The sequence below is a fragment of the Klebsiella sp. 2019SCSN059 genome, assembly GCF_021739525.1.
Taxonomy (GTDB): Bacteria; Pseudomonadota; Gammaproteobacteria; order Enterobacterales; family Enterobacteriaceae; genus Klebsiella; species Klebsiella quasipneumoniae.
The window spans coordinates 20,587-45,813 of sequence record NZ_JAKKOM010000022.1; the positions used below are offsets into that span (position 1 = coordinate 20,587).

At 56.4% G+C, this 25,227-nt stretch carries 24 protein-coding genes and 3 pseudogenes; 13 read left to right on the plus strand and 14 right to left on the minus strand.

What is annotated here, in order from left to right:
* Positions 1 to 127: 127 nt before the first annotated feature.
* The 8 genes and pseudogenes from L2I46_RS19825 (at position 128) to L2I46_RS19860 (ending at position 7,470) form a co-directional block, all read left to right on the plus strand.
* Entirely contained in the window at positions 128 to 844 is a 717-nt protein-coding gene (locus tag L2I46_RS19825) for a GntR family transcriptional regulator (protein WP_002905523.1), read from the plus strand.
* Positions 844 to 1,709, plus strand: a pseudogene (gene hpxA, locus L2I46_RS19830) (allantoin racemase). The gene L2I46_RS19825 and the pseudogene hpxA overlap by 1 nt, the downstream one beginning before the upstream one ends.
* Positions 1,633 to 2,532 carry an allantoinase PuuE gene (gene puuE / locus L2I46_RS19835; protein WP_223171644.1) on the plus strand — a complete coding sequence of 300 codons (900 nt, stop codon included), beginning with the start codon at positions 1,633 to 1,635 and terminating at the stop codon, positions 2,530 to 2,532. Before hpxA ends, puuE begins: the two are co-directional and overlap by 77 nt.
* 90 nt (positions 2,533 to 2,622) lie before the next feature.
* Positions 2,623 to 2,697: pseudogene (locus L2I46_RS19840) on the plus strand (hypothetical protein); the annotation flags it as partial.
* Positions 2,698 to 2,900: 203 nt separating this feature from the next.
* Entirely contained in the window at positions 2,901 to 3,125 is a 225-nt protein-coding gene (locus L2I46_RS19845) for a hypothetical protein (RefSeq protein WP_032452936.1), read from the plus strand.
* A gap of 143 nt (positions 3,126 to 3,268) precedes the next feature.
* The gene (locus L2I46_RS19850; RefSeq protein ID WP_236948163.1) at positions 3,269 to 3,898 is read left to right on the plus strand and encodes a histidine phosphatase family protein; all 630 of its coding nucleotides are present in this window, start codon (positions 3,269 to 3,271) and stop codon (positions 3,896 to 3,898) included.
* A gap of 234 nt (positions 3,899 to 4,132) precedes the next feature.
* Positions 4,133 to 6,130 carry a BCCT family transporter gene (locus L2I46_RS19855; RefSeq protein WP_032452951.1) on the plus strand — a complete coding sequence of 666 codons (1,998 nt, stop codon included), beginning with the start codon at positions 4,133 to 4,135 and terminating at the stop codon, positions 6,128 to 6,130.
* A gap of 62 nt (positions 6,131 to 6,192) precedes the next feature.
* Positions 6,193 to 7,470 carry a DUF2254 domain-containing protein gene (locus L2I46_RS19860; protein ID WP_236948164.1) on the plus strand — a complete coding sequence of 426 codons (1,278 nt, stop codon included), beginning with the start codon at positions 6,193 to 6,195 and terminating at the stop codon, positions 7,468 to 7,470.
* Between the two features lie 88 nt (positions 7,471 to 7,558).
* On the opposite strand, the gene L2I46_RS19865 is transcribed toward L2I46_RS19860, so the two are convergent.
* The 4 genes from L2I46_RS19865 to L2I46_RS19880 form a co-directional block, all read right to left on the minus strand.
* Positions 7,559 to 7,906: an ASCH domain-containing protein gene (locus L2I46_RS19865; RefSeq protein WP_085551822.1), complete on the minus strand. Its 348-nt coding sequence runs from the start codon at positions 7,904 to 7,906 to the stop codon at positions 7,559 to 7,561.
* A gap of 164 nt (positions 7,907 to 8,070) precedes the next feature.
* Complete coding sequence (locus tag L2I46_RS19870) at positions 8,071 to 8,841, minus strand: SDR family NAD(P)-dependent oxidoreductase (RefSeq protein ID WP_085551823.1); 771 nt, start codon at positions 8,839 to 8,841, stop codon at positions 8,071 to 8,073.
* 55 nt (positions 8,842 to 8,896) lie between these two features.
* A complete protein-coding gene (locus L2I46_RS19875) occupies positions 8,897 to 10,096 on the minus strand; it encodes an arabinose transporter (RefSeq protein ID WP_085551824.1) in 1,200 nt (399 codons plus the stop codon).
* Between the two features lie 66 nt (positions 10,097 to 10,162).
* The gene (locus tag L2I46_RS19880; protein ID WP_236948165.1) at positions 10,163 to 11,485 is read right to left on the minus strand and encodes an amidohydrolase family protein; all 1,323 of its coding nucleotides are present in this window, start codon (positions 11,483 to 11,485) and stop codon (positions 10,163 to 10,165) included.
* A gap of 23 nt (positions 11,486 to 11,508) precedes the next feature.
* On the opposite strand from L2I46_RS19880, the gene L2I46_RS19885 reads away from it, so the two are divergent.
* A complete protein-coding gene (locus tag L2I46_RS19885) occupies positions 11,509 to 12,585 on the plus strand; it encodes a LysR family transcriptional regulator (protein ID WP_197743186.1) in 1,077 nt (358 codons plus the stop codon).
* A 171-nt stretch (positions 12,586 to 12,756) separates the two neighbouring features.
* On the opposite strand, the gene L2I46_RS19890 is transcribed toward L2I46_RS19885, so the two are convergent.
* Positions 12,757 to 13,482 (minus strand): type 1 glutamine amidotransferase, encoded by a 726-nt coding sequence (locus L2I46_RS19890; RefSeq protein ID WP_085551826.1) that lies wholly within the window; start codon positions 13,480 to 13,482, stop codon positions 12,757 to 12,759.
* 92 nt (positions 13,483 to 13,574) lie between these two features.
* Between L2I46_RS19890 and L2I46_RS19895 the strand changes: the two genes are divergently transcribed.
* Positions 13,575 to 14,375, plus strand: a complete 801-nt coding sequence (locus tag L2I46_RS19895) for an AraC family transcriptional regulator (RefSeq protein ID WP_172969389.1) — start codon at positions 13,575 to 13,577, stop codon at positions 14,373 to 14,375.
* 641 nt (positions 14,376 to 15,016) lie between these two features.
* Here the strand turns inward: L2I46_RS19895 and L2I46_RS19900 are convergent.
* Both L2I46_RS19900 and L2I46_RS19905 read right to left on the minus strand, forming a co-directional pair.
* Complete coding sequence (locus L2I46_RS19900) at positions 15,017 to 15,373, minus strand: ASCH domain-containing protein (protein ID WP_172607055.1); 357 nt, start codon at positions 15,371 to 15,373, stop codon at positions 15,017 to 15,019.
* Positions 15,374 to 15,624: 251 nt separating this feature from the next.
* Positions 15,625 to 16,560, minus strand: coding sequence for a LysR family transcriptional regulator (locus L2I46_RS19905; protein ID WP_085551828.1), 936 nt, complete (start codon positions 16,558 to 16,560; stop codon positions 15,625 to 15,627).
* A 99-nt stretch (positions 16,561 to 16,659) separates the two neighbouring features.
* Here L2I46_RS19905 and L2I46_RS19910 point away from each other — a divergent pair, with 99 nt between their 5' ends.
* Positions 16,660 to 17,094, plus strand: coding sequence for a DMT family transporter (locus L2I46_RS19910; RefSeq protein WP_032452948.1), 435 nt, complete (start codon positions 16,660 to 16,662; stop codon positions 17,092 to 17,094).
* A 9-nt stretch (positions 17,095 to 17,103) separates the two neighbouring features.
* A complete protein-coding gene (locus L2I46_RS19915) occupies positions 17,104 to 17,595 on the plus strand; it encodes a DMT family transporter (protein ID WP_032452927.1) in 492 nt (163 codons plus the stop codon).
* A gap of 261 nt (positions 17,596 to 17,856) precedes the next feature.
* Here the strand turns inward: L2I46_RS19915 and fabF are convergent, their stop codons facing one another.
* From fabF to L2I46_RS19930, 3 genes and pseudogenes are all read right to left on the minus strand, one after another.
* Entirely contained in the window at positions 17,857 to 19,131 is a 1,275-nt protein-coding gene (gene fabF / locus L2I46_RS19920) for a beta-ketoacyl-ACP synthase II (RefSeq protein WP_085551829.1), read from the minus strand.
* Positions 19,132 to 19,150: 19 nt separating this feature from the next.
* A pseudogene (locus L2I46_RS19925) lies at positions 19,151 to 19,326 on the minus strand (DHA2 family efflux MFS transporter permease subunit); the annotation flags it as partial.
* A 41-nt stretch (positions 19,327 to 19,367) separates the two neighbouring features.
* Entirely contained in the window at positions 19,368 to 19,925 is a 558-nt protein-coding gene (locus tag L2I46_RS19930) for a winged helix-turn-helix transcriptional regulator (protein WP_049014063.1), read from the minus strand.
* Positions 19,926 to 20,248: 323 nt separating this feature from the next.
* Here L2I46_RS19930 and asd point away from each other — a divergent pair, with 323 nt between their 5' ends.
* The gene (gene asd / locus L2I46_RS19935; RefSeq protein WP_085551830.1) at positions 20,249 to 21,367 is read left to right on the plus strand and encodes an aspartate-semialdehyde dehydrogenase; all 1,119 of its coding nucleotides are present in this window, start codon (positions 20,249 to 20,251) and stop codon (positions 21,365 to 21,367) included.
* A 172-nt stretch (positions 21,368 to 21,539) separates the two neighbouring features.
* Here the strand turns inward: asd and hpxZ are convergent, their stop codons facing one another.
* The 4 genes from hpxZ to hpxW are packed head-to-tail and all read right to left on the minus strand — an operon-like array spanning position 21,540 to position 25,099.
* On the minus strand, positions 21,540 to 21,926 hold the full coding sequence (gene hpxZ, locus L2I46_RS19940; RefSeq protein ID WP_032452923.1) for an oxalurate catabolism protein HpxZ: 387 nt from the start codon (positions 21,924 to 21,926) through the stop codon (positions 21,540 to 21,542).
* Complete coding sequence (locus L2I46_RS19945; RefSeq protein WP_044523349.1) at positions 21,923 to 23,320, minus strand: AtzE family amidohydrolase; 1,398 nt, start codon at positions 23,318 to 23,320, stop codon at positions 21,923 to 21,925. Before L2I46_RS19945 ends, hpxZ begins: the two co-directional genes overlap by 4 nt.
* Positions 23,317 to 23,502, minus strand: coding sequence for an oxalurate catabolism protein HpxX (hpxX, locus tag L2I46_RS19950; RefSeq protein ID WP_023289758.1), 186 nt, complete (start codon positions 23,500 to 23,502; stop codon positions 23,317 to 23,319). Before hpxX ends, L2I46_RS19945 begins: the two co-directional genes overlap by 4 nt.
* A gap of 10 nt (positions 23,503 to 23,512) precedes the next feature.
* Complete coding sequence (gene hpxW / locus L2I46_RS19955; protein ID WP_085551832.1) at positions 23,513 to 25,099, minus strand: oxamate amidohydrolase; 1,587 nt, start codon at positions 25,097 to 25,099, stop codon at positions 23,513 to 23,515.
* Positions 25,100 to 25,227 lie beyond the last annotated feature (128 nt).

Genomic DNA, 25,227 nt, shown 5'->3' on the forward strand with positions numbered 1-25,227 from the left:
TGAAAACCCTTTTGATATGGATTGCTGAGGCTATTGCAGGATCCAGGCCAGAATGATGAATCTTGTATACAAAAAATAAATTTTATGTATACGATCTGCTATCGATAAGTGAAACCGGAGTGGGTTAATGAATAATGAACATCGTCTCCAGGCCGCGCCAGCGCTGCAGGATAAGGACGAAAGCATTTACCAGGCGCTGATGACGGCTATCGTCGAACATCAGCTGCCGCCGGGCAGCAAACTGCCGGAAGAGGCGCTGGCGGAAGTATTCGCCGTGAGCCGCACCGGCATCAGAAAGGTGCTGCAACGACTCGCCGCTGTGCAACTGGTCACGTTAACGCCCAAACGTGGTGCACACGTCACCAGCCCGAGCGTGGAAGAGTCCCAGGCGATCTTTCGCACCCGGGCGCTGCTTGAGGTCGCTAATCTGCCCGATGTGATCGCGCGCTGTCAGCCGCCGCATCTGGCGGCGCTGGAGAACATTATCCAGCGTGAACAGCAGGCCCATGAGGCGCACGACGGCCCGGCGGCGATCCGCCACTCCGCTGACTTTCATATTCAGCTGCAGGCTATCTCCGGCAACCCGGTACTCACCGAGATGGTGACCCGCCTCAGCCAGCGCTCCTCGTTAGTGATTGCCGCCTGGGGCGCACCCTGGCGCCAGGGCTGCCGCTGCGACGATCACCAGCAGCTGGTCGGTTTGCTGCGGGATAAAGCCCTGCAGCCGCTTAGCGAGGCGCTGATGCACCATTTTGATCATATTGTCGCCAGCCTGTGCTTCGAGCGCGATGGCGTCAGTCTGCCCGATTTTTCCCGGCTGTTCGCCGGCCACAAGGAGTCGTGATGTCTTCCGTTTGTATACAAGTGATCAACCCCAACACCAGCCTGGCGATGACCGAAACGATAGGCGCCGCCGCGCGTGCGGTCGCCGCGCCGGGCACCGAGATCCTTGCGGTCTGTCCCCGCGCCGGCGTGCCGTCAATAGAGGGCCACTTTGACGAAGCCATCGCGGCGGTCGGCGTGCTGGAGCAGATCAGGGCCGGACGCGAGCAGGGAGTGGATGGGCATGTGATCGCCTGCTTCGGCGACCCGGGGCTGCTGGCGGCGCGCGAGCTGGCTCAGGGGCCGGTGATCGGCATTGCGGAAGCGGCGATGCACATGGCGACGATGGTCGCCACCCGGTTCTCCATTGTGACCACGCTGCCGCGCACGCTGATCATCGCCCGCCATTTGCTGCACCAGTACGGCTTTCATCAACACTGCGCGGCGCTGCACGCCATTGATTTACCAGTGCTGGCGCTGGAAGACGGCAGCGGCCTGGCGCAGGAGAAAGTGCGTGAGCGCTGCATCCGCGCGTTGAACGAGGACGGTAGCGGGGCGATTGTCCTTGGCTGCGGCGGGATGGCGACGCTGGCGCAGGAGCTGACCCGCGAGCTGCGGGTGCCGGTGATCGACGGCGTCAGCGCGGCGGTGAAGATGGTCGAGTCGCTGGTCGCGCTGGGCCTGGCGACCAGCAAGCACGGGGACTTAGCGTTCCCGGAGAAAAAAGCGTTAAGCGGACAGTTTCAGTCGTTAAATCCATTTTAAAAGGGGCAGGTGATGGTTGAGAACCAGGAACACTATCCTCGCGATCTGCGAGGTTATGCAGGGCAGCCGCCGCACGCGCGCTGGCCGGGCGGGGCGCGGATCGCGGTGCAGTTCGTCCTTAACTATGAGGAAGGCGCTGAGAACCACGTCCTGCATGGCGATGCGGGTTCGGAACAGTTCCTGTCCGATATTATCGGCGCCGCCAGCTACCCGGCGCGCCATATGTCGATGGACTCGCTCTATGAATACGGCAGTCGGGCCGGGTTCTGGCGCATCCATCGCGAGTTTAGCCAGCGCGGGCTGCCGCTGACGGTCTTCGGCGTGGCGATGGCGCTGGCGCGGCATCCGGAGATTGTGGCGGCAATCAAGGCCGCGGATTACGATGTGGTCAGCCACGGCTGGCGCTGGATCCACTATCAGCACATGGATATCGCCGAGGAGCGCGAGCATCTGCACAAAGCGGTGCAGGTGCTGACCGATTTGTTCGGCAAGCCGCCCACCGGCTGGTATACCGGCCGCGATAGCCCCAACACCCGCCAGCTGGTGGTGGAGCACGGCGGCTTTGACTACGACAGCGATTATTACGGCGATGATTTACCTTTCTGGAGCGAAGTGGCCTGCAGCGACGGCAGCCGTCGACCGCACCTGATCGTGCCTTACACCCTCGACGCCAACGACATGCGCTTTGCCACCGCCCAGGGGTTCAACACCGCGGAGCAGTTTTATACCTACCTGAAAGACAGTTTTGACGTGCTGTACGCCGAGGGGGAAACCGCGCCGAAGATGATGTCCGTGGGGATGCACTGCCGGCTGCTGGGGCGTCCGGGCCGTTTCCGCGCGCTGCAGCGTTTCCTTGACTATATCCAGCAGCACGACAAGGTATGGGTCTGTACCCGGCAGCAGATCGCCGACCACTGGCGCGAGGTCCATCCGTATCGCGGGTAGCTTGCTGCCACTCATCAGGCCCTCTCCCCGGGGAGAGGGCATCGCCCGGTCGCGTCTCTCGCACCGATAAAACCTGAAAGACGCCGTGATGAATCTGCGTCCTCTTTCGCCACTATGTTCCGCCGCGTGACCGGGCAGCCGCCATCGTTTTATCACCCAGCCTGATGCGTCGGGGAAGGGGACGCCGGCAGCATAGGTCGGAAATGAATGTCATTTTTATGGCGTTGCTGTGCGTTAACATAGTCATCAGACAGACAATCCTGGAATGCCTGGCTTGCGTCTACAGGTACCCCTACATTTAGTGGTGGCTGCCTCCAGGCGGTTTCTCTATTCTGCCTGTAACCGTGAGAAGACCGGAGTCTCTCTTTGTGAACCATCTTATCGTTGAAAAAATCATCATCATCTTTCTTCTCATCCTGTGGGGATTCGATACATTCAGAACCAGGAAAAGAAAACGTTATGATCCCGCGATTGAAGCCGCTGATGCCAGCGAACGCCATCAATGGCGCTATCTGAGATGGGGGTTTCGGATCATACAGGCGGTAGCGGGAGTGTATATCGTCGTGCAGTTAATTCGCGTATTACTGAGATAGCGGCCGCCGGCAGGGGCGACTGAACATAACCCTTGTCAGCGACACGTGTTCCTGTTTTTCATCGAGAGCTGAGAACTTGCCTGCATATAAACGGGGTGTTTTTAGTTTGTAACATTTCCAACAACAGCATACGTGACCTTTCAATGATGCAAGTGATACTGGTTCGACACGCAGAAACAGAATGGAATGTAAAAGGTAGTATTCAGGGACACAATGATAGCGCATTGACGCTTCGGGGGGAGCGTCAGACATCAGCCTTACTGGCGGCGTTTGCAGCGAGTAATTACCGGGTAGAATGTGTTTACGCTTCTCCGCTTGGCCGGGCCTGGCAAATGGGACAGCGCCTGGCGGAGAGTTTTTATTGTTCACTGATAGCTGAACCAGCTCTGAAAGAACAGGCTTTTGGTCAGTTTGAGGGCATGACAAGCGTAGAGCTCCTGCAGAATAATCCAGACGCCGCAGAAGCGTTATTCAACCTTGATGCAGAGTATTGTCCGCCAGGGGGGGAGTCTCTCTCACATGCTTCGCAGCGAATTATGCATTTTTTATCCAATCTGGAAAAAAAACATCATCATCGAACAATATGTCTTGTCTCTCACGGGCAGGTCATTCAGGGCGTGCTTGCGATGCTAACAAGCGGAGCTGTGGATGATTTTCACAGGTATGCGCAACCCAACGCGAGTTACTCCGTTTTCGAGTTGGTTAATGGAAGGTGTACCGCCCTTAGATGGGGGATCGCGACACATTTACGTCACCTGGATGGAACAGTCTGACTAACCCCAAATTAATATACTTCACTTAACGTATATCGCAGCTTTGATACAGATAAATGCCCCAGGAAGCGGCAGGCTGAGTAACCAGGAACCCCTTAGAATACAGGATGATTTGTATCGGCACTCATTACACCATGCGTTCCGATTAACGCCGCATAGCCAGTTGAACTTTGCTACTCTGTGAAAGGTAGTGCCGTCTATCCAGTGCGGATTTAATTAATGGAATAAATGATTATGAGTGATAATGATACAACCCCGAAGAAGTCTACAAGCCAGATTAACAAAGCGGTATTCTTTACATCTGCTTTGCTAATTTTCCTTCTTGTCGCCTTTGCCGCCGTATTCCCGGATGTCGCCGACAAAAATTTTAAACTACTACAGCAACAAATCTTCACGAATGCCAGCTGGTTCTACATCCTTGCTGTGGCCCTGATTTTACTAAGTGTCACCTTCCTTGGACTCTCACGCTACGGTGATATCAAGCTGGGCCCGGACCATGCGCAGCCTGATTTCAGCTACCACTCCTGGTTTGCGATGCTTTTTTCGGCAGGGATGGGGATCGGCCTGATGTTCTTTGGCGTTGCCGAACCTGTAATGCATTATCTTTCGCCTCCCGTTGGCACGCCAGAAACCGTTGCGGCAGCCAAGGAAGCAATGCGTCTGACCTTCTTCCACTGGGGACTGCACGCATGGGCAATTTATGCCATTGTGGCGCTGATTCTGGCGTTCTTCAGTTACCGTCACGGTCTGCCTTTAACTCTGCGCTCCGCACTCTATCCCATTATTGGCGATCGCATATACGGGCCTGTAGGCCATGCGGTTGATATTTTCGCTGTTATAGGCACGGTCTTTGGCGTCGCGACATCGCTGGGTTACGGTGTTTTGCAGGTGAATGCCGGTTTGAACCATCTTTTCGGGGTGCCCATCAATGAAACGGTGCAGGTCATTCTGATCGTGGTCATCACGGGGTTAGCGACGATTTCAGTGGTGTCCGGCCTGGATAAGGGAATACGTATCCTGTCTGAGCTCAATCTGGGTCTGGCGTTGTTGCTCCTGGCGCTGGTTCTGTGTCTGGGACCAACCGTGCTTCTGCTGAAGTCATTTGTGGAAAATACGGGCGGTTATCTTTCGGAACTGGTGAGTAAAACGTTCAACCTTTACGCGTATGAGCCTAAGTCGAGCAACTGGCTGGGGGGCTGGACATTACTGTACTGGGGATGGTGGCTTTCATGGTCGCCGTTTGTGGGGATGTTCATCGCCCGGGTCTCCCGCGGGCGAACCATTCGCGAGTTTGTCACCGGCGTGCTGTTTGTTCCCGCGGGTTTTACGCTAATGTGGATGACGGTGTTTGGTAACAGCGCGATCTATCTCATTATGAACCAGGGGGCCACAGACCTCGCCAATACTGTTCAGCAGGATGTGGCGCTGGCCCTGTTTAATTTCCTCGAGCATTTCCCGTTCTCTTCCGTGCTGTCATTCATCGCAATGGCGATGGTCATCGTCTTCTTTGTCACGTCTGCTGATTCGGGGGCAATGGTAGTTGATTCTCTGGCATCAGGTGGAGTGGCAAACACACCCGTCTGGCAGCGAATATTTTGGGCCTCGCTCATGGGCATTGTCGCAATTGCGCTTCTCCTTGCCGGAGGGCTAAGTGCGCTGCAAACAGTGACAATAGCGAGTGCATTGCCTTTCTCAGTGATCTTACTGATATCCATATACGGACTTTTAAAAGCTTTGCGCCGGGATTTGACCAAGCGTGAAAGCCTGAGCATGGCGACAATTGCTCCTACAGCTGCACGTAACCCAATTCCCTGGCAGAGAAGGTTGCGCAATATCGCGTATCTGCCGAAGCGATCTCTTGTGAAACGTTTTATGGACGACGTCATCCAGCCCGCCATGACGCTGGTTCAGGAAGAGCTGAACAAGCAGGGGACGATAAGCCACATCAGTGACGCAGTCGAGGATCGTATTCGTCTTGAAGTCGATTTGGGTAACGAGCTGAATTTTATATATGAAGTGAGGCTTCGCGGGTATAGCTCACCGACCTTCGCGCTCGCCGCGATGGATAATAATGAGCAGCAGACTGAACAACATAGATATTATCGCGCTGAGGTTTATCTCAAAGAAGGCGGTCAAAATTATGATGTGATGGGCTGGAACCAGGAACAGCTGATTAATGACATACTGGACCAGTACGAAAAACATCTGCACTTCCTGCACCTGGTTCGTTAATAGCAACATGCCGTCCTGGGGGCGGCAATTATTTATCCCGGCCGCAATATGAGGAATGCAGAATGATTTCACGCTGGAAATGGATTCTGAAGCAGACATTTAAAAAGCTATGGTTCAGGGCAACGTTATTCGCCATTGTCGCGATAATAACGGCCCTTTTATCAATTCTTTTTAAATCAATGATACCTGAGTCGGTTTCCGTGAAAGTTGGTGCGGAAGCAGTCGATAACATTCTGAACATACTGGCATCGAGTATGCTGGCAGTGACCACTTTTTCGTTGAGTATCATGGTCACAGCCTACGGTTCAGCCACTACTAATGTGACTCCCAGAGCTACGCGTTTAGTTGTTGAAGACGTAACCACACAAAATGTACTGGCCACCTTCATCGGTTCTTTTCTCTTCAGTCTGGTAGGGATTATTGCCCTAAATATGGGAGCTTATGGAGAAAGGGGGAGAGTCATTTTATTCATTGTCACACTGGTTGTCATTGCCTTAATCCTCATCACATTGCTTCGCTGGATACAGCATTTGACCTCGCTGGGGAGGGTAGGTGAGACAACGGCAAAAGTAGAACAGGCGGCCATCGAATCATTTATTGCGAGAGCAAGAAATCCCTTTCTCGGCGGATATCCATGGCTTGAGAACAATGAACAGCCGAAAGGAACGGTTGCCGTTTATCCGAAGAAGATTGGCTATGTTGAATATATTGATATGGTGAAACTTAGCAAACTGCTGACCAATGATCCCCGTCATGTATACCTCGTGGCGCAGCCAGGCAGTTTCATACATCCATCCATGCCAGTTTTGTACCTGAGTCAAGGCCAGGAGTCATCAATCAGCGCCGATTTACTTGAGACGATTATTGTCTCGGATGTACGTTCATTTGCTCAGGATCCGCGATTTTGTCTTAGCGTCATGGCCGAAATAGCCTGCCGGGCCCTTTCCCCCGCAGTGAACGATCCTGGAACCGCCATTGATGTCATTGGCAGAGGTGTTCGTATACTTTCCACTTACGCGCAGAATAAATCTGATGAAATAGAAGTGAAATATCCTTCAGTTCATGTTGCACCACTTCAGAATAACGATCTACTGGAAGACTTTTTCTCACCTGTCGCGCGCGATGGTGCCAGTATGAGGGAGATTCAGATAAGAGTCCTTAAAGGACTGTCTATGCTGAGTAAGGGTTGGCCTGGAATATTTTCTGAGGCCGCGCATAATTTAGCATTTGAAACATTAGAGCATGCAACACTTGCTGACCATATAGATTCTGACAGATGTCTAATAAAATCAATTTATTATAATTTATTTGGTGGCGAAGATTCTAATAAAAAACCATAGTTGCGGAGCAAGCGATTCGGTTGTTGGCAAGTAAAGGGCAAAGCATTCGCGTGAGAATGGGCGTCTGCTTTGTGCCAGGAGCGGACTTTTACAAAATCTCGCTAAGCTCAAACTCCTCAAAGACAAGTTCCATTTTCTCAGAATAAGTGCCTTCACGCTCAAAATAACGTTTGTGTCCTTCCTTCCAGTACCCCAGACTTAAATCACCTTGACCTTCTTTGCTGGCGAGTTCGCTTGTCATTTCACAAAAGCGAATGACCTGCAACCTGACAGTCTGAATCACGCACATTGGCTGTTCTGTTCCGTCGAGAATGATATTGTCACTTCCAGCGCAGGGAGCTTCGCCTCGTTCATATTCACGCTGAAAAGAAATTTTCGAGCAGCAGGTTGCTGTTTTAATCCCACTTAGAACCAGTTGTTTGCGCAGAGTGAACATCAAGGGTTCACAATTCGGTTAAGTACCAATCGGTCAAAGTAGATAATTGAAGGATGAAGTGCTTTATTAACCGGCTGTACGATTAATTACAGCCGGCCAAAGAACCGTCGGGAATCAGACAGCCAATGATATTTCCTCTACTAACGGTGGTTAAATTTTCCTTCTTACTCCGGCAACATAACACCTGAAAGCTCAGCACAGATATGAAGCAGCCGATCCTGCAGTGCAACATCATTGGCCTGTGGATTCGCGGTCATGCGCTTGAAGTGGTAGAAATATTTACCTGTTACCTTTGCCTGCGGATCATCACTGGCGGCAAGCCAGGCCTGAGTCAGATGCGCCTGTTCCATATCATCGGGCGCACCCGGGCCGCCCATTCTGGTGGGCACCCAGCCGGGCTCCAGAGCGTTGACGTGCACGTCCCGCCAGCGACGCGCCACGGCAAACGCCAGCATCGCGTCATGCAATTTACTCTCAGCGTAGGCGTCGGCGCCATTCCAGGGCCGCTTGCGCCAGAGAATATCGTCCAGACAGGCTCCGACATGATGATGCATACCAGAACTCAGATAGACGAGGTGCTGCGGACGCGCGATCAATGCGGTTAGTATGTAAGCGGAAAGCGTATTAATTGCGAACACATGCGGCAGCCCGTCCCGGGTGACACGGCTGGCTTCACGATAGCCCACTGCGGCGTTATGGATCACAGCATCGAAATGCCCGAGATCGTTAACGCGTGATGCGGTTTCCTTCGCCCCCGCAATCGTTTCGAGGTCGCCGACGACGACCGCTTCGGCCTGCGGTAAAGCGCGCCGGGCATCTTCTGCACGGCTGCTATTACGCGCGTGCAGCACAACGTCATGCCCCTGCTGAACCAGCAGTTCAGCCGTCATCAGACCCAGGCCGGTGGACGAGCCGGAAATAAAAATACGAGACATAGAACTTCTCCAGAGTAGTGCGCCGCCAGACACGACTGACGGCACTGCGTGATATTCAGAATTGGGCGCGGCGGGAGACACTCGCGAGCAGCGCACCCAGCAGTGCACACAGCGCGCCAGAGAGATAAACGGCGGCATAACTGTAATGACCGGCGATAAACCCCGCAGCCGGGCCAGAGAGGCCATAGGCGATATCAAGAAAAGCGACGAAGGCGCCCATCGCACTACCACGATTGGCCGGTGGCACCCGCCGGAGTGCTTCGACACCCAGCGCCGGGAAAACCAGCGCACAGCCCAGTCCGGTCACCAGCGCACCGGCAAGCGCCGTCCATTCATTTGTGCCCAGCCACAACATGGCCTGGCCGATGGCTTCAACCGTCAGCGACCAGATTGCCACGCGATAGCCTCCCATCCGATCGGGCAGATGGCCGAAGACAAGGCGAACGAAAATAAACCCGAGTCCAAAGGCTGTCATGACCAGACCGGCGTTCTGCCAGTGGTGTGCCGCAAAGTACAGCGAGGCAAAAGCGGTGAGTCCGGATAAGCCGACACCCTGCAGCATCAGCCCCAGCCCTTCGCGCCAGATGCGTCCGATCACTTGATAAAATGGCAATCGTGTGCCTCCCGGCGACACATAAGCAGAAGAGCCCAGCGCGATCAGCGCAGCCAGGACCGGTGCAGCAATGCAGGCCATCATGGCTACCGCGAGGCTGTAATGCTGATACAGCGCCATGCCAACCGGCGCGCCAATTGACAGGGCTGCGAACATGGCAATGCCGGTCCATGACATCGACATTCCGGCCCGCTGTGGGCCAACCGAAGCAATCGACCAGGAGACACACCCCGTGACGAACTGGCTTTCGCCAAAGCCAGCCATCAGACGACCGGCTATGACGATGCCGAGGCTGGCGGTGGGCGATAGATCCGACGCGGAAGCGGTCAGATACAACCCACCCGCCAGCGCCGAAAGCAGTGCCCCCTGCAGTGCAGAACGCTTGCCGCCCAGCTGGTCGGTTACCCGTCCGGCATAGCCACGGGTGAGCACGGTGGCCAGAAACTGAATGCCGATCACCAGTCCCACGACGAGGTTACTGAAACCGAGGTGACCATGTATGAATAACGGAATCACCGGCAATGGCAGGCCAACCGCCAGATAGCCAAAGAACAGTGCGGCGATAACGCCCGAAGCCGGGCGGGGAAGCAGCGCGGGCGGGTTGTTTTCCTGCATGCTTCGCTTTATAGCGAGATCTGGCATGGAAATCTCCTGTGCGAGAAAGGCGTATAAGTGTGATACGGCCCGCTGCGACGGGCCGCTCTGTCATCAGGCTGCCGTGAAGCGATCGACATGCCAGCCGCTGGCTTTGAGCAGGTAATCACGGGACGCTGTGGTATCCGCCTCCAGTGCGGCCAGATCCACGTCAATCAGCTGGCCCGCGCGCTTACGTAACTGTCCCGCCACCATTACCGTGTCCACATCCGCGCGTTCAATCGCCTGCACCACCGTTCCGGTTACATTCGTGACCGGGAAGACGGCGACGCCGCTGGTGCGTACCATGATGATGTCAGCCTGCTTACCTGGCATAAGGGTGCCAATCTGGTCCTCCAGTCCGGCCGCGCGTGCGCCATTGACGGTTGCCGCCTTCAGTACCGCTGCGACCGTAATAGGTGCTGGTACACTCTCTTCGCCACGGAAGCGCTGGTAGCGCATCGCTGAGCGCTGTTGTCCAAACAGCGCATGCATTTCTCCGAACATATCGCTGCCAAACGCGGTATCCAGATCAATGCCCAGCGCTGGCGTCAGACCATAATTAACGGCCTTCTGATAGGCGAAGCTCTCATCGTCGAAGCCAAACAGCGCATCTGAACGCGGATTAACGGTGACGTTAACACCTGCTTCGGCCAGTAGCTGCCATGTCTCATGCGGAACCCGAGAACAGTGGTTAAATATATTGTGCGTACCCAGCACACCCGGTTTGGCAAATTCCGGGCCGAGCTTCGCCAGATCGCCGATGAATTCCGTCAGAATTCGCATGTCGAGATCACGCGCGACCTGCCACCAGTCCAGATTAAGTTGCCCGAACAGGCCCACGCGTACCCGGCTTTCCGAGGTATTCCAGCGCTGCGCCAGCCGCGGCAGATCGCCCGGCAGATGCGCGGCTGAGGCTTGCTTGTCCATCGCCGCACCCACCATGTGTAATGCGCGAATACCGCTCTCCTGCAGGGCATCCAGCGCGGCATCAGTGTGGGCCGGGCTGCGCGCGTTGTGGCAGGCATCAATAACGGTAGTGATACCGGCGTCCAGACAGGCGGCCGCGGTCAGTCTGGTACTCAGAAACATGTCCAGCGGCCGATAGTGGGCACCCAGTTTTTCAGCGACAACATCAATGTAAGCAAACAGATCGTCCACATCTGGCATCATGCGACGCATGACACCCAGCCACATGTGATGATGAGCATCAATCAGTCCTGGCATAACAATATGATGAGTGGCATCAATCACCTCAGCGTCATCCGCCTGCAGAGCCGGACCAACAGCCGCGATCCGATCGTCCTCGACAAGGACATCGCCGACGTCAAGATTAGGAACATTGGCATCCAGCGTAAGGATAATGCCGCCTTTGAAAAGAGTGCGCTTTGTTGTCATGTCGTATTCCTCAGAATTAAGGGATGCCGTTCGTTGCGGAATTACCCGGCCTGAACCAGGTAAACTGCGAGTCGCAACGATGTGGACGACACAATAGGTTGCGCACCATCTTTGATAAAGGTAGTTTTATTCAAATTATTTTTGCTAAAAATCAAAGATGGGTGCTTATGAGTTTTGACGGACGACTTCTCTCGGGGCTAAGTGTGTTGGCAGCTGTCGTCGAGGCTGGTAGTTTCAGCCGCGCTGGCGAGATACTGGGACTTTCAGCTTCCGGCGTAAGCCGATCTATTGATCGGCTTGAAGCACGTCTCGGTGTACGTCTGCTGAACCGCACCACGCGCACCCTGAACCTCACCAGCGAAGGCAGGGCTTTATATGAGCGCGCTGCGCCGCATCTGGAAGGTATTGAAGTAGCGGCAAGCTATGTTTCTGGTGCTGCCGTGGCGGTGCGTGGTGCATTGCGCGTTAGCGTGAATCCCATCTTTGCTCGTTACATTCTGGCACCCAAATTGCCGCTGTTACGCCAGCGTCATCCGGATCTGAAACTGACGGTGGTGCAGCAACCCGATGTCGGCGATCTGGTGACGGAGGGGATCGATGTCGCAGTGCGCTTTGGGCCTCAACCTCCCTCTACCATCACATCAAAGCTGCTGCTGAATACGCGCGTGCTGACGGTAGCCGCGCCGGCTTATCTGGCACAGCACGGAAGACCACAGAATCCCCAGGATCTTACCAGGCATGAATGCATTCAATATATTGATCCGCGCAGCGGTAAACCGTTCAGTTGGGAATTTCGGCGCGGTCGGGAATGGCTGTCTGTAGAGACACAGGGGCATCTGATCACTACTGATGTCGATCTTATGGTGCAGGCCTGCGTGAGCGGCACCGGTATTGCGCAGGTGTTATCACTGAGTGTCGCGCACCTGATAGCAGACGGGAAGCTCACAGAACTGTTTCCGGAATGGCCGGATGAAACCTATCCACTGTACGTTGCCCGCCCATCGCGTCGTCTGGCACCAGCAGCTGTCGAGGCCTTTTTGAATTTTTGCACTGAAATCAGTGACGATTTTGAAGAGTTCCAGCCCAGCGGACAGCGATGACAAGCATATATTCAGTCTGCTTCGGGGAAGAAAGCTATTTAGCCGAAGTGTCGGGAGATTGAAGGTCCGCTCCTCGCTCATAGCGGACCTTCAAATCAGTTAGTTCGTCCGCTCTGTACCAGGAGCGGACATGACAAGCTCAACCCGATGGCAAGCTCACCGGGCATGACATTATGCTTGAGCCGCGTTGTAACGCGCTTCCAGCTTATCCAGAAAGCCAAAAAGCGCTTGATTCATTTCACTGTAATCGTGGGCCCGGAGCGCTTCAGGCGTGTCAACGAAACGGTAGTCTGCTGCACGGCTCAGGTCTTGCTCAGAATGGGCGATCAGCCGTTCTAGAACGTCCAATGTGAGCTCCATGTGGCACTGGAAACCAAAGACGCGGTCTGAATAGGCAACGATCTGCCGGGGACAGCCTTCGCTGTAAGCGATAATTTTGGCCTCCGGCGTCAAGCCTGGCATATCGTTATGCCAGTGACCCACTTCCAGTGTTTTCCCAAAGTGAGAGAACATCTCATCCTTTCTGCCGTCTTCGGTCAATGTGATCGGGAATTTACCAATCTCTTTTTCCGGGCTATGAGAGAACGGCGCGCCCAGCGCTTCACCAATGAGCTGTGAACCCAGGCAGATACCGATCACCGCCTTACCGGTTTTAACCGCGGAAGCAATCAGCGCCTGTTCCGCTTTAGCATTAAAGTGAGGGCACGCTTCAAGCGTTGTGTCCGGATCTTGCGGACCGCCCATCACGATAAGAAAATCGATGCCTTCGGCGTCAGCAGGTAGCCGATCGCCTGCATAGACGCGTGAGTAAGTTACATCATGACCTTGGTTTATTGCCCAGGTTTCATATGCGCCCGGGGCTTCAAAACTTTCATGTACGATAAAGTGTACACGCATGAGGTTAAGCTCCTGTAATATCTTTGACGATCAGAATGATAAGTCACGCACCCATTGCCTAAGGCTCTACTCCGGGTGGTTCCAGTTTCGATATGATAAATGCAGGGGCTAAATCTGAAATGCCAGGTAGTATAGATAAAGCGCCAAGACATGATGAAGTCACAGGCTGGTCCAGTACTGCGATAAGCTATCAACGCGGTGAGGTCGATCCTCCCCATCATCATGTTGAGGGGCAGCTACTCTTCGCCACCAGAGGGGTGATGCTGGTGCAAACAGAGAGTGACCGTTGGGTGATCCCTCCTCAGCGGGCATTATGGCTACCGCCTCTGCATATCCATAGTTACCATCTGCTTTCACAAACCGATCTCAGGGCGATCTATTTCAGCAGTAGCCTTATCGCAGAATGTATGAGCTTTACGAAGAGTCATCAGGTGCATGTGATCACGGCTACGTCGTTAGTCAAAGAACTTATCGCAGGCCTGTTCAGTGAGGACTACGCCACACCGATTCAACGGAAGATAGCGTTGTTGCTTCTGGAAATTCTCAGCGAGGCGCCACCTTTAACGATGGCGCTACCCATGCCGAATGATGAGCGATTATTTAGCGCGGCCAGATCGCTACTGGTCAATCAGCGCTGGGAAGCATCGTTGAGCGAGCTGGCTTTTATGTCGGCCATGTCGGAACGGACCTTTTCCCGATTGTTTATGAAGGATACAGGCTTTAGTTTTCGAACATGGAAGCAGAGAGCCAGAATTTATGCTTCGTTGGATCTTCTCGCGAACGGCGTTCCAATCAAACAGGTCGCTTACCAGCTTGGTTTCTCATGCCCGGCGGCATTTACCGCTGCTTTTCGTTCCATTCTTGATTCAACGCCGCGCGATTTTGTGCCTTAAACCGGGAAACCATAACCGCTTTTTGCTCATCGCAGCCGTTCGGATATTTTGCACGACAAAGAGGGGATGGCAGGGGAGTCATCTGCGAGGAACAGAATCACCGTAAAATCCCTGGGGAAGAGAATGACATTTACCCCAGTATTTAGAGATGGTTGTGGGAGGGCGGTTCAACGAGGCTGCCATTATATGAGCAGAATGAGACAGCCTTTAAGCATGGCCGTTTTTTATACAGCCACACGTTATTGAATTCAGGTCCGAAAAGGGCTACTGACCCACAAAAGAAAGGATGCACGAGATCGCGCTATGCGTATTGACCTAGTCTGCATAGGCGAAAGCAGTTTTTACCCGGGTCTGTATGTTGAATTCTGCAACAGGTAAACCCTTCAATTACGAGAAATGACGTTAAGGTGACTTGCCGTTGCTGCACGCACACTTATATTGGTGAACCTGTACCCTGGATAGATTGAGTGACAATGCCTACTTTCCTGCCACGGATGCGACAGTCATCAGCAATGAGAGCGATTGCCAACTTCGCATTTCGCACACTGCAGACCTTTTGCTCGATAGTTTGTCCGCTTCGCGCCAGCATCGAATATTGTTATCAAAGGCGATTGATAAAACGTCAGCCCGTTAACCTTGTCTCACAGCACCTCAACCACTTCAAACTCTTCTGCGATCAACTCCATATCCTCAGAAAAATGACCTTCACGAATGAAAAAACGCTGATGCTCTTTCTGCCAGTATTCAAGGCTTAAATCGCCTTCACCCTCTTTGCGGGCGAACGCTTCAGTCACATCACAAAAACGCACCAGCTGCATCGAAACCAGTCTGATCACGCAAACTGGAACATTCTGGCCATCAAGAATAATGTTGTAATCCCCAATCCTCGGAGCAGACGCTTCCTGCTGATAAGAGGCCAAAGATCCGCAAGAAGCCGTTTTGATCCCTTTTTTAATCAGCTCCGCAAGCTCGCTTGCCAGTTCCGGACTGTCACCCATTTGCCAGGCTCCTGCGCCTGGATATTTCCTTTTTATTTCCTCAACCTCAACCATGAAAATTCCTTCGTTATCGTCAATGAAAAGAAAGTTATACCTTTTTTAACCTGAGCGGTCCCAACATTATCAGCGATATCTTTCTTTAGATAGCGTCGTCCGGTCTTCGCTCAAAACGGACCTCAAGGGCATTTAACTCGTTGGCTCTGTGCCAGAAACGGAAATTAACTTCAGGACGAGCAATAACATCGCCTGTCTTATTCAGACTGCCAGTAAAGCGGTGAACCGAACGCGTCCAGGTAGTAATCGATAATCGCCCGAACGTTCAGAGGAGGGTGGCGGGCATTCGGATAGATTGCCGCGATATGCTGTGGCTCCGTTTTTATGGACGTATCCAGCTCCGGCAGAAGTTCGACAAGCTCGCCGCGCTTCAGCCGGTCTCCAATCAGCCAGTCAGGAAACAGCACAATCCCCATTCCCCCGAGCGCGGCAATCAGCAGAGTTTCAGCATTATTCGATGACATCAGGGGCGAGACGGGGTAGTGCACCCATTCTTCTCCGTGCCTGCGCAGCAGCCATTGGTTTGGTCCTGACGAACCGCGATAGACCAGGCATTTATGCCGCGCCAGCTCTTCGGGTGATCCCAACATGCCGTGCCGGCGGATGTAATCCGGTGACGCGGCAAGATGATAGAACTGCTGGCCAAACACGCGCGCATGAAATGCGGAATCCGTCAGCACGCCAATGCGGAAAATTACGTCAGCCGGCTCGCGGTGCGGATCGATGTAATCATCAGTCAGGGTAAGCTCAATGCTGAGCTTCGGATATCGCGCCGTCAGGCCGGGTAACGCGGGGGCGACATGGCGCTGTCCAAAGAATACCGGTGCGTTTATGCGCACCATTCCGGAAGGCTCAAGGGTTCTCTCGTTGAGTTCCCGCCGCGCCTCCTCCATGCTGCCAGTCATGGCTCGCGCATAGCGGATAAAAAGATGGCCGCTATCGGTCGGAATTATCGCCCGGGTATTGCGGTAAAAAAGCTGCTGCCCGAGCACATCCTCCATCTGATGGATGACGCGCGAAACCTGAGAGGCAGATATCCCTTCCCGCCGAGCTACCACAGAGAAATTCTGCGTCTCATAAACGTCTATAAAAATCAGCAGGGCGCGAATACTGATGTTCCCGAGCTCATTCATTAATGCATATCCTGCACAGGTGTTTATCTCATTATGGCATTTTTCTCATCCATGTTAAGTCGTAATCTTCTCCGCCTGAACTACGGGAGACTGATTGCTATGCAACTCATATTGATTTTTATCGTCATTGCCGGAGGCATGGGACTGTCCATAGAGGCAGGATTGCTCGGGCCACTGGGTGGGGAGGTCGGTGACCTCTGGGCTACCTTCAGCATATTTGGCGTGGGCGCGGCGCTGACCTTTCTGCTGATGCTTTTTTTCAGCCCGCGCAACAGCCCGTCATTCTTTGCGCAACCAGGGTGGCAGCTGCTTGGCGGCGTACTTGGGCCGATCTACGTCATCATCCTCACCGTGGTAACGCCGGCAATCGGCATCGCCATGACGATGATCGGCATTCTGGCAGGCCAGGTGTTCAAGAGCCTGATGATTGATCACTTCGGCCTGCTCGGTACGTCGCGCCGGAAAATTGACAGTAAGCGTATCATTGCGCTGATTTTTATCATTGCAGCGCTGGTTATGGTTGCCCAGGGGTAAAGTAACGTTATGACAATTATCATGATTCTGCTCGCCGTCGCCGGTGGCGCCATGCTGAGTATCCAGGCGGCTATCAATGGCCAGCTGGGCAGCAAGGTCGGCGTATTCAAAAGCGCGTTCCTGACATTTTCTGTCGGCGCGCTGGTGACGGGATTGCTGATCTTCTTCTTCGAACCCAAACACACCCTGACGCTGATGGACGTGCCTAAATGGCAGCTGCTGGGCGCAATGTTTGGCGTACCGTATATCGTCATTATGGTACTGGCCGTCCAGCGTATTGGCGCTGCAGTGGCTACGGTCGCTGTCATTTTTGGCCAGTTAACCATGAGCATGCTGATCGATAACTTCGGCTGGCTGGGCAATGCGTCGATTCCATTCTCGCTGAGCCGAATCGGCGCCATTGTCTGTCTGGGTATCGCGCTGTTCTTCATTTACGCCAGCAGCAGGTCAAAAGCCGCAACGGCGACACCCCCCAGGCAGCAGGAAAACGCTAACACATAAGCTCAGGTCTTCGTCATTAACATCGGTTTTGGTCTACAGGACGCCAAAACCCCAACGCACCCGTTTTCGCAGCAACGCGTCAGTGGCTCCCATTTTTTGACCTTAAGAGAAAGGGGCCGCTCACCCGGCTTCAGCGGTGGTAGCGAATTTTTCAGCTTCAGCAGAGAACACAGGAGCCAGGTGGACATGTGATACCCGCGACAGCGTAGGGTGTCCGGGTGGAGCTCCCCCGCCAGCCAGCGCCGGCGGGGGAGTTGACGATTATTCCCAGCGTTTCAGCAACAGGCTGGCGTTAACCCCGCCAAAGCCAAAACCGTTCGACAGCGCATAACGCATCTTCTGCGCGCGGGCCTCCAGCGCCACCAGGTTAAGACCGGCCGCCTCTTCATCGGGGTGATGCAGGTTCAGCGTCGGCGGCACCATCTGATCACGCAGCGCCTGAATGGTGAAGATGGCCTCAATCCCGCCTGCCGCGCCTAACAGATGGCCGGTAGCGGATTTCGTCGAGGTAATGGCGACAGGATGGGCGCCAAACAGCGTTTTAATCGCCGCCAGCTCGCCTTTATCGCCGACCTGGGTCGAGGTGGCGTGGGCGTTGATATGGTCAACCTCTTCAGCGGTCACTCCGGCCTGGCGAAGGGCGGTTTCCATGGCCCGACGCGCGCCGTTACCATCTTCCGGGCCCGCAGTCAGGTGATAAGCATCTGCGCTGGTGCCGTAGCCCACCAGCTCGGCCAGCGGCGTGGCGCCGCGCGACAGCGCGTGCTCAAGCGACTCGATCACGATAAGCCCGGCGCCTTCTCCCATCACAAATCCATCGCGGTCGCGGTCAAAGGGGCGGGAAGCGGCTTCCGGCTGGTCGCTGGAGGCGCTGGAGAGCGCCCTTGCCGCGGCGAACCCGGCAAGGCTAACGCGATGTATTGCCGCTTCCGCGCCGCCGCAGAGGGCGATATCCGCCTCGCCGCTGCGGATCATCCGCGCCGCATCGCCAATGGCCTGGGCGCCCGCCGCGCAGGCGGTGACCGGTGCGCCGATGGGGCCCCGGAAACCGTGAGCGATAGACACATGCCCGGCGGCCAGGTTGGCCAGAAAAGAGGGAATGGTGAACGGGGAGAGGCGACGCGGCCCGCGCTCGTCGGTGGTATGTACCGCATTGGCGATCTCGCTGAACCCGCCGATCCCGGTGGCGATCACCGTGGCGGTGCGTTCCTGTTCGGCCGCTGATGCCGGCGACCAACCGGCCTGAGTCAGCGCTTCACGCGCGGCGACCAGCGCAAACTCGATAAAACGATCCATCTTTTTGCGCTCTTTTGCCGGGATGATCGCCAGCGGGTCGAAGCCGTGCCGCGGATCGCTTTCAATGGACGGCACCTGGCCGGCCACTTTGCAGGGAATATCCGCGACCAGCTGCTCGCTGAGCCGGGTAATGCCTGATTTTCCTGCCAGCAGCGACTGCCAGACGTGCTGTACGCCGCAGCCCAGCGGGCTGACAATCCCCATCCCGGTGACGACAATGCGTTTAACGGAAACGCCCATAGTTAACTCTCCTGTAGTATCAGTGTGCCGGCGGCTTTTTCATCAAGGGAACCAGCTGCGCGGCAGGCAAAAAACCAATCATGATGAGGTAGAACGCATCGGAAAATGCCTGGGTTCGCGCCTCCCGCAGCGCCAGCGCGGCATCCGGCGAGATCCCCGCGTGGCGAAGTTTGCCGCGCTGCGCTGAACAAAATCCTGGCGTTATTCAGATGGCCGCCAGAACGAGGACGCTTTTCTTACTGGCCGGATTCATTGCCGGCATCTCTGTAGGGTTCAGGCTGGAATTTTTGCCCGTTATCGCCTTCGCGTTTGCGCAGCAGATATTCATGACGATATTGCATCAGCGGCGAGGCGGCGGGGCCCGGCACCATGGCGTATTTACCCGGAATAATCTCTTCCCCGGTCGCTTTATCCACCATGACTGGCTCCACGCGGCGCTGGGTAGCGGTTTCCACCAGCTGCATCTGACGGCCTTCGGGAGCGAAGTGGCGATTACCCCATTCCGCCAGCGCCAGCAGCACCATGCGGAAATCGCGGCCGCGCGGGGTGAGGTGGTATTCGTAGCGCGGCGGCGTGCTGCTATAGCAGACCTTCTCCAGCAGCCCGTCGTCGACCAGCGCCTTCAGGCGGCGCGACAGAATATTGGGCGCGACGTTGCTGCTTTTCTGAAATTCGTCGAAGCGGGTAAAGCCCGCAAAGGCGTCGCGCAGGATCATGATGCTCCAGCTGTCGCCGATGCGGCCCAGGCTACGGGCGATGGGGCAGGGAGCGTGGCAAAGCGGTTCATTTTTCATGGGCGGTCCAGGGAGCAGGTGGCTGTTGCCAGCAAATTGACATAGTTACTATCAAAATGCAAGTTACTATTGATAACTGTCAGGGGAGCAGCCGCTGGCGTTCCGCTACGTCATTTCTTCCTTTGAATGCTGAAAGCGGGACAGTCTCCGCCGCCTGCTTATTTCTGCTTTACCGTAATAAGAGATAAAAACCGCTGATGGCAGATGAAACATTTTAATAATCATAGAAATCAATGTGGTGGGTAATGACCTTTATTGGGGGATACGATATAAGGTATGGCGAACACAAATTAATATTCTCATAACTTTTTAAGGTTAAATAAATGAAGCAGGTGGGTATTGTTGGCTGGCGGGGCATGGTTGGCTCAGTATTGTTGCAGCGAATGATCGAAGAGAATGATTTCGACGATATTTCAGCGCATTTTTTTAGTACCTCCAGTGCGGGTGCCGCGGGCCCGGTTATTAATGGTAAAAGCGACAGACTGAAAGATGCGAATTCCCTGAGCGCCCTCGCCGAAATGGATATTATTATTACCTGTCAGGGCGGGGATTATACCAAAGCCATCTATCCGGCGTTAATTCACTCGGGCTGGCAAGGGTACTGGATCGACGCCGCTTCGGCGCTGCGAATGGATGAGAACGCCTGCATTATTCTCGACCCGGTCAATCGCGATAATATCGATCGTGCGGTGAAAGCGGGAGTGAAACTGTTTGTCGGCGGCAACTGCTCCATTACGCTGAGCCTGATGGGGCTGGCCGGGCTGATCAAGGCTGATCTGATCGAATGGATGAGCGTCATGACCTATCAGTCTGCCTCCGGGGCGGGCGCTAAGCAGGTGCGGGAATTGATCGCGCAAAGCGCGTATATCAGCCAGCATTTGTCCGCTGATGAACTGGCGGCATCAGGTTCCGTGCTGCCTTTAGTCAATAAAGTGAGTGAGCTGATTAATAGCGCCGGCATGCCGGTGGAGAATTTTGGCGTCCCGCTGATGGGCAGCATTATTCCATGGATCGACAGCGATTTAGGCGATGGAAATAGCCGCGAAGAATGGAAGGGTGAGGCGGAAACCAATAAAATACTTGGCCTTGCGCCCGGCACCATCCCGGTTAATGGTTTATGTATTCGGGTCGGCGTGATCCGCTGCCACAGCGCTGCCATTACCCTTAAACTTAAACGTGAGGTCAGCGAAACGGAATTCACAGAGTTAGTGACCTATTCCCATCCGTGGGTAAACTATATCCCCAATAATAAGCCAGAGAGTGTCAGTAAACTGACCCCGGCTGCTATTAGCGGTTCGCTGCAGGTGGGTATTGGCCGCTACAAGAAAATGTCGCTAAATAATGAGCCGATCTACTCGGTGTTGACGGTGGGCGATCAGCTGTTATGGGGCGCGGCGGAACCCTTGCGCCGTATGTTAAATATCCTGCTTGGCAAAGTGTAATGACTGTTGCTGCCTGATAGCCCTGCGGCAGAAATGACCTTTTCAGCGCAAGACTATCTGCTGATTCAGCAGCGCTCAATCATCCTGACCATCGTCAATAACTCCATTTTTACCGGTTCGGGAATGGCCAGGGGAGACGGTATCCACCTGGCCATAATCGGTATTGTTCCCCTCAGTCCATCAGACTGACCTGGGCGGCGACAATCCGCCAGCCATAGGGAAAACGCACCCACGTCTGCTGCTGGCGTCCAGGGCGGGCGCTGCCTTCGCGGGTGAACTCGGTGCTGCACACCGCCATGTCCGCGCCAAAGGTGGTGATGATGGTATGGCGCAGATCGCGGGCCAGACCGGCGGCGGGGCGGGCGGCGCGAAAGGCGCGGATCGCCTCGATGCCATACAGATTTTCACCGGCCCCCAGCCGTACGGTGCGCGGGTCGTGCCAGAACAGCGCATCCAGCGCCTCGATGTTATTGCTGACCAGCGCCTCTTCATACTGATAAAACGCCGCCGTCACCTCGGCGAGGATCGCCGGGCGGTCTATATTATCCAGATTGATCATGCTGCACTCTCCGCCACTCGGGCATCGGTAATGCCCATCGCTTCCAGCGCCCGCGCGGCGCGAAGACAGGCTTGTTCGTTAAACGGCGCGGCAATCAGCTGCAGGCCAATCGGCTTGCCGCTGGCGGTACGCAGGGGCACGGTCGCCACCGGCAGCCCGAGGAAGGAGATCGGCTGCGTCAGCATTCCCATGCTGGCGCGCACCGGCAGCGGCTGGCCGTTAATCACCATCTCCTCGGCGCCAATCGGCGTGGCGCTGCATGGGGTGGCCGGGGCGATCAGCACATCGGCCTGACTGAACAGGGATTTCATCGCCTGACGGGCATGGCGGCGGAAGCGCTGGGCCTGCAGATACCATGCGGAGGGGATCATCGCCCCGGCCAGCAGCCGCTCGCGGGAGTGAGGCTCAAAGCGCTCGGGCGAGTGGCGAAGATCCGGCAGATACTGATTGCCGCCTTCGCTGGCGCTGATGATAAAGGCCGCCGAGCGGGCCAGGGCGGCATCCGCGAACTGCAGCTCGCTGTCGGCGCCCAGCGCGTGGGCGACCCGATCCACGGCCGCCCGGGCATCGTCATCGCACCAGGTGGTGAAATAGCCCCCCAGCCGCGCGCAGCGCAGACCCTCCAGCCCGCGCTCCAGCAGGTTGCCGGTGCGCTCGCTGGCTTTATCGGCCTGAAAGTCATCGGCCGGGTCGCGCCCCTGCAGGGCGTCATACACCGCGGCGAGGTCGGCCACCCGGCGGGCAAAGGGACCAATATGATCCAGACTGGCGACAAACGGATGGCTGCCGGAGCGGGAGAGGCGGCCGAAAGTGGGTTTCAGGCCAAAGATCCCGCACAGCGACGCGGGGACGCGGATCGATCCGTTGGTATCGCTGCCGAGGCTGAAATGGACCAGCCCGGCCGCCACCGCCGCGGCCGAACCGCCGGAAGATCCGCCGGCGATCCGCGACAGATCGTGCGGGTTATGCGTCGCGCCATAGTGGCTGTTTTCGGTGGTGAAGCCGTAGGCGTAGGCATCCATATTGAGCATCCCGCTGAGCAGGGCGCCGGCGCTGTGCAGCTGGCGCACCGCCCAGCTGTCGCTGGCTGCCGGCGGCCGGTCGCTCAGCAGTTCCGCGCCGGCGAGGGTGGTGTGCCCGGCGACATCAAACAGATTTTTCACCGCGTAGGGAATGCCCGCCAGCGGCGGCAGGGGGCGCTTTTCCCGGCGCAGGGCGTCGATGCTGTCGGCCTCCGCCAGCATGCGCTGGGCGGTGACCTCGGTCCAGGCGTTGATCTGCGGATTCACGCGGGCGATATCGTCCAGCGTCTGGCGGGCGATCTCCCGGGCGCTCAGTTCGCCCTCGTGCAGCGCACGCTGGATCTCGGCGATAGTGAAATGGTGAAGTGTCATGCTTTATACACCCCCGCAATGTCGTCGCGCGGCCCGAGGGGATAGTCCATCAGCGGCTGCGCCATAGCGGCGATGCGGGCAAACTGGCGCTCCAGCTCCTCACGGCGCGGCGCATCCAGCTCCAGGCGCAACAGGTGGGTCATCTGCGTCAGATACTCGCTCCAGTCTGGCTGTGTGGTCATGGTCTGCTCCTTAGTATCCGGCGGCGGCGCCGTTGCTGCGTGGATCGGTAGCCCCTTCAAGCAGGCCGTTGGGATGGCGGACAATGGCCCCGGCGTGGCCCATCGCCTCGCTGAAATCGGCCAGCACTTCCACCTCGTGCCCCAGCTCGCGCAGGCGAGCGATGCAGGCGGGGGCAAAGCGTCCCTCCAGCTTCAGTGAATCCGAGGACTGGCCCCAGGTGCGGCCCAGCAGCCAGCGCGGCCGGGAGATGCTCTCCTGCAGCGGCGCCCCCTGCAGGATATAGCGGGTAAACAGCGCCGCCTGGGTCTGCGGCTGACCGTCGCCGCCCATCGAGCCATAGACCATCACCCGGCCATCGTTCAGGCGCGCCGCGGCGGGGTTGAGGGTATGGAACGGCTGTTTGCCTGGCGCCAGCGCCAGAAGATGCTGCGGATCGAGGCTGAAGGCCGCCCCGCGGTTTTGCCAGACGATCCCGGTGTCCGGGATCACCACGCCGCTGCCAAACTCGTGATAGATGCTCTGAATGAATGACACCGCCAGGCCGCTGTTATCCACGACGCCCATCCAGACGGTATCGCCCGGGCCTTTGCCGCCGCCCCAGGGCGAAGCGCTGGCGTCGTCGATGCTGTCGGCCAGCGGCTGCAGCGCCTCCGGAGTCAGCAGTTGCTGAACGTCGACATCCAGATGGCGCGGATCGGTGATATGCGCATCGCGCAGGGCAAACGCCCGCTTGGTGGCTTCGACGATGCGATGCACCGTTTGCGCCTCGTCGGCGTCGGCCATGTTCAGACGGTCAGTGATGCCGAGGATCGCCAGCGACACCAGCCCCTGCGTCGGCGGGGCGAGGTTCCACAGCGTGCCCTGTCGGTGCTGGAGCGTCAGCGGCGCCGGGCGCCGGGCGCGGTGGGCCTGCAGGTCGCCGAGGGTGACGGGCATCCCCAGCGCGGCCATCCCCTGGGCGAGACGTTCGGCCAGCGGGCCGCGATAGAAACTGTCGAGACCGTCGCTGGCCAGCATGCGCAGGGTTCCGGCGAGGGCGGGCTGGCGAAAGCGGTTGCCGGCCCGGGGGGGCTCGCCCGCCGCCAGCCAGGTTTCGCTGAAGCCCGGCTGGTGGCGCAGCTCTTCCAGTTTGCTGGCGGTGGCATGGGCCTGGGAGGCGGTGACCGGAATGCCGTCTTCGGCATAACCGATAGCATCGGCCAGCAGGCGCGCCACCGGCAGCGCGCGGCCGGTTAAGTCCCGTGAAATTCGCAGCGCCTCGTCCCAGCCGCTGACGGTGCCGGCGACGGTCAGCGCAGCCTGCGGCCCCCGGTGGGGGATATGCCGCTGACCGGCATAGGCCTCGAGTGTGGCCAGCGAGCCGGCCGCCCCGCTGGCGTCAATGGCGATGGGATCCCCTTCGGGAGGCACGATCAGCCAGAAACCATCCCCGCCCAGGCCGTTCATGTGCGGATAGACGACGGCGATGGCCGCGGCGGCAGCCACCATCGCTTCAATGGCGCTGCCGCCCTCGCGCAGGATGGCCAGCGCGCTCTGGCTGGCGAGGTGGTGGGGAGCGACCGCCATGCCGTGGGTCGAAACGTTGCTACTGTGCATAAATTATCCTTTCTGAACGAATCACCCGCAGAACACTGCAAAAGCTGTTCCATCTCTGAACGTTTCGTTTCATTGATAAAAACAATGACCGGAATTTTCCCGCTGGCACGCTATGTGTAAGGCATAGC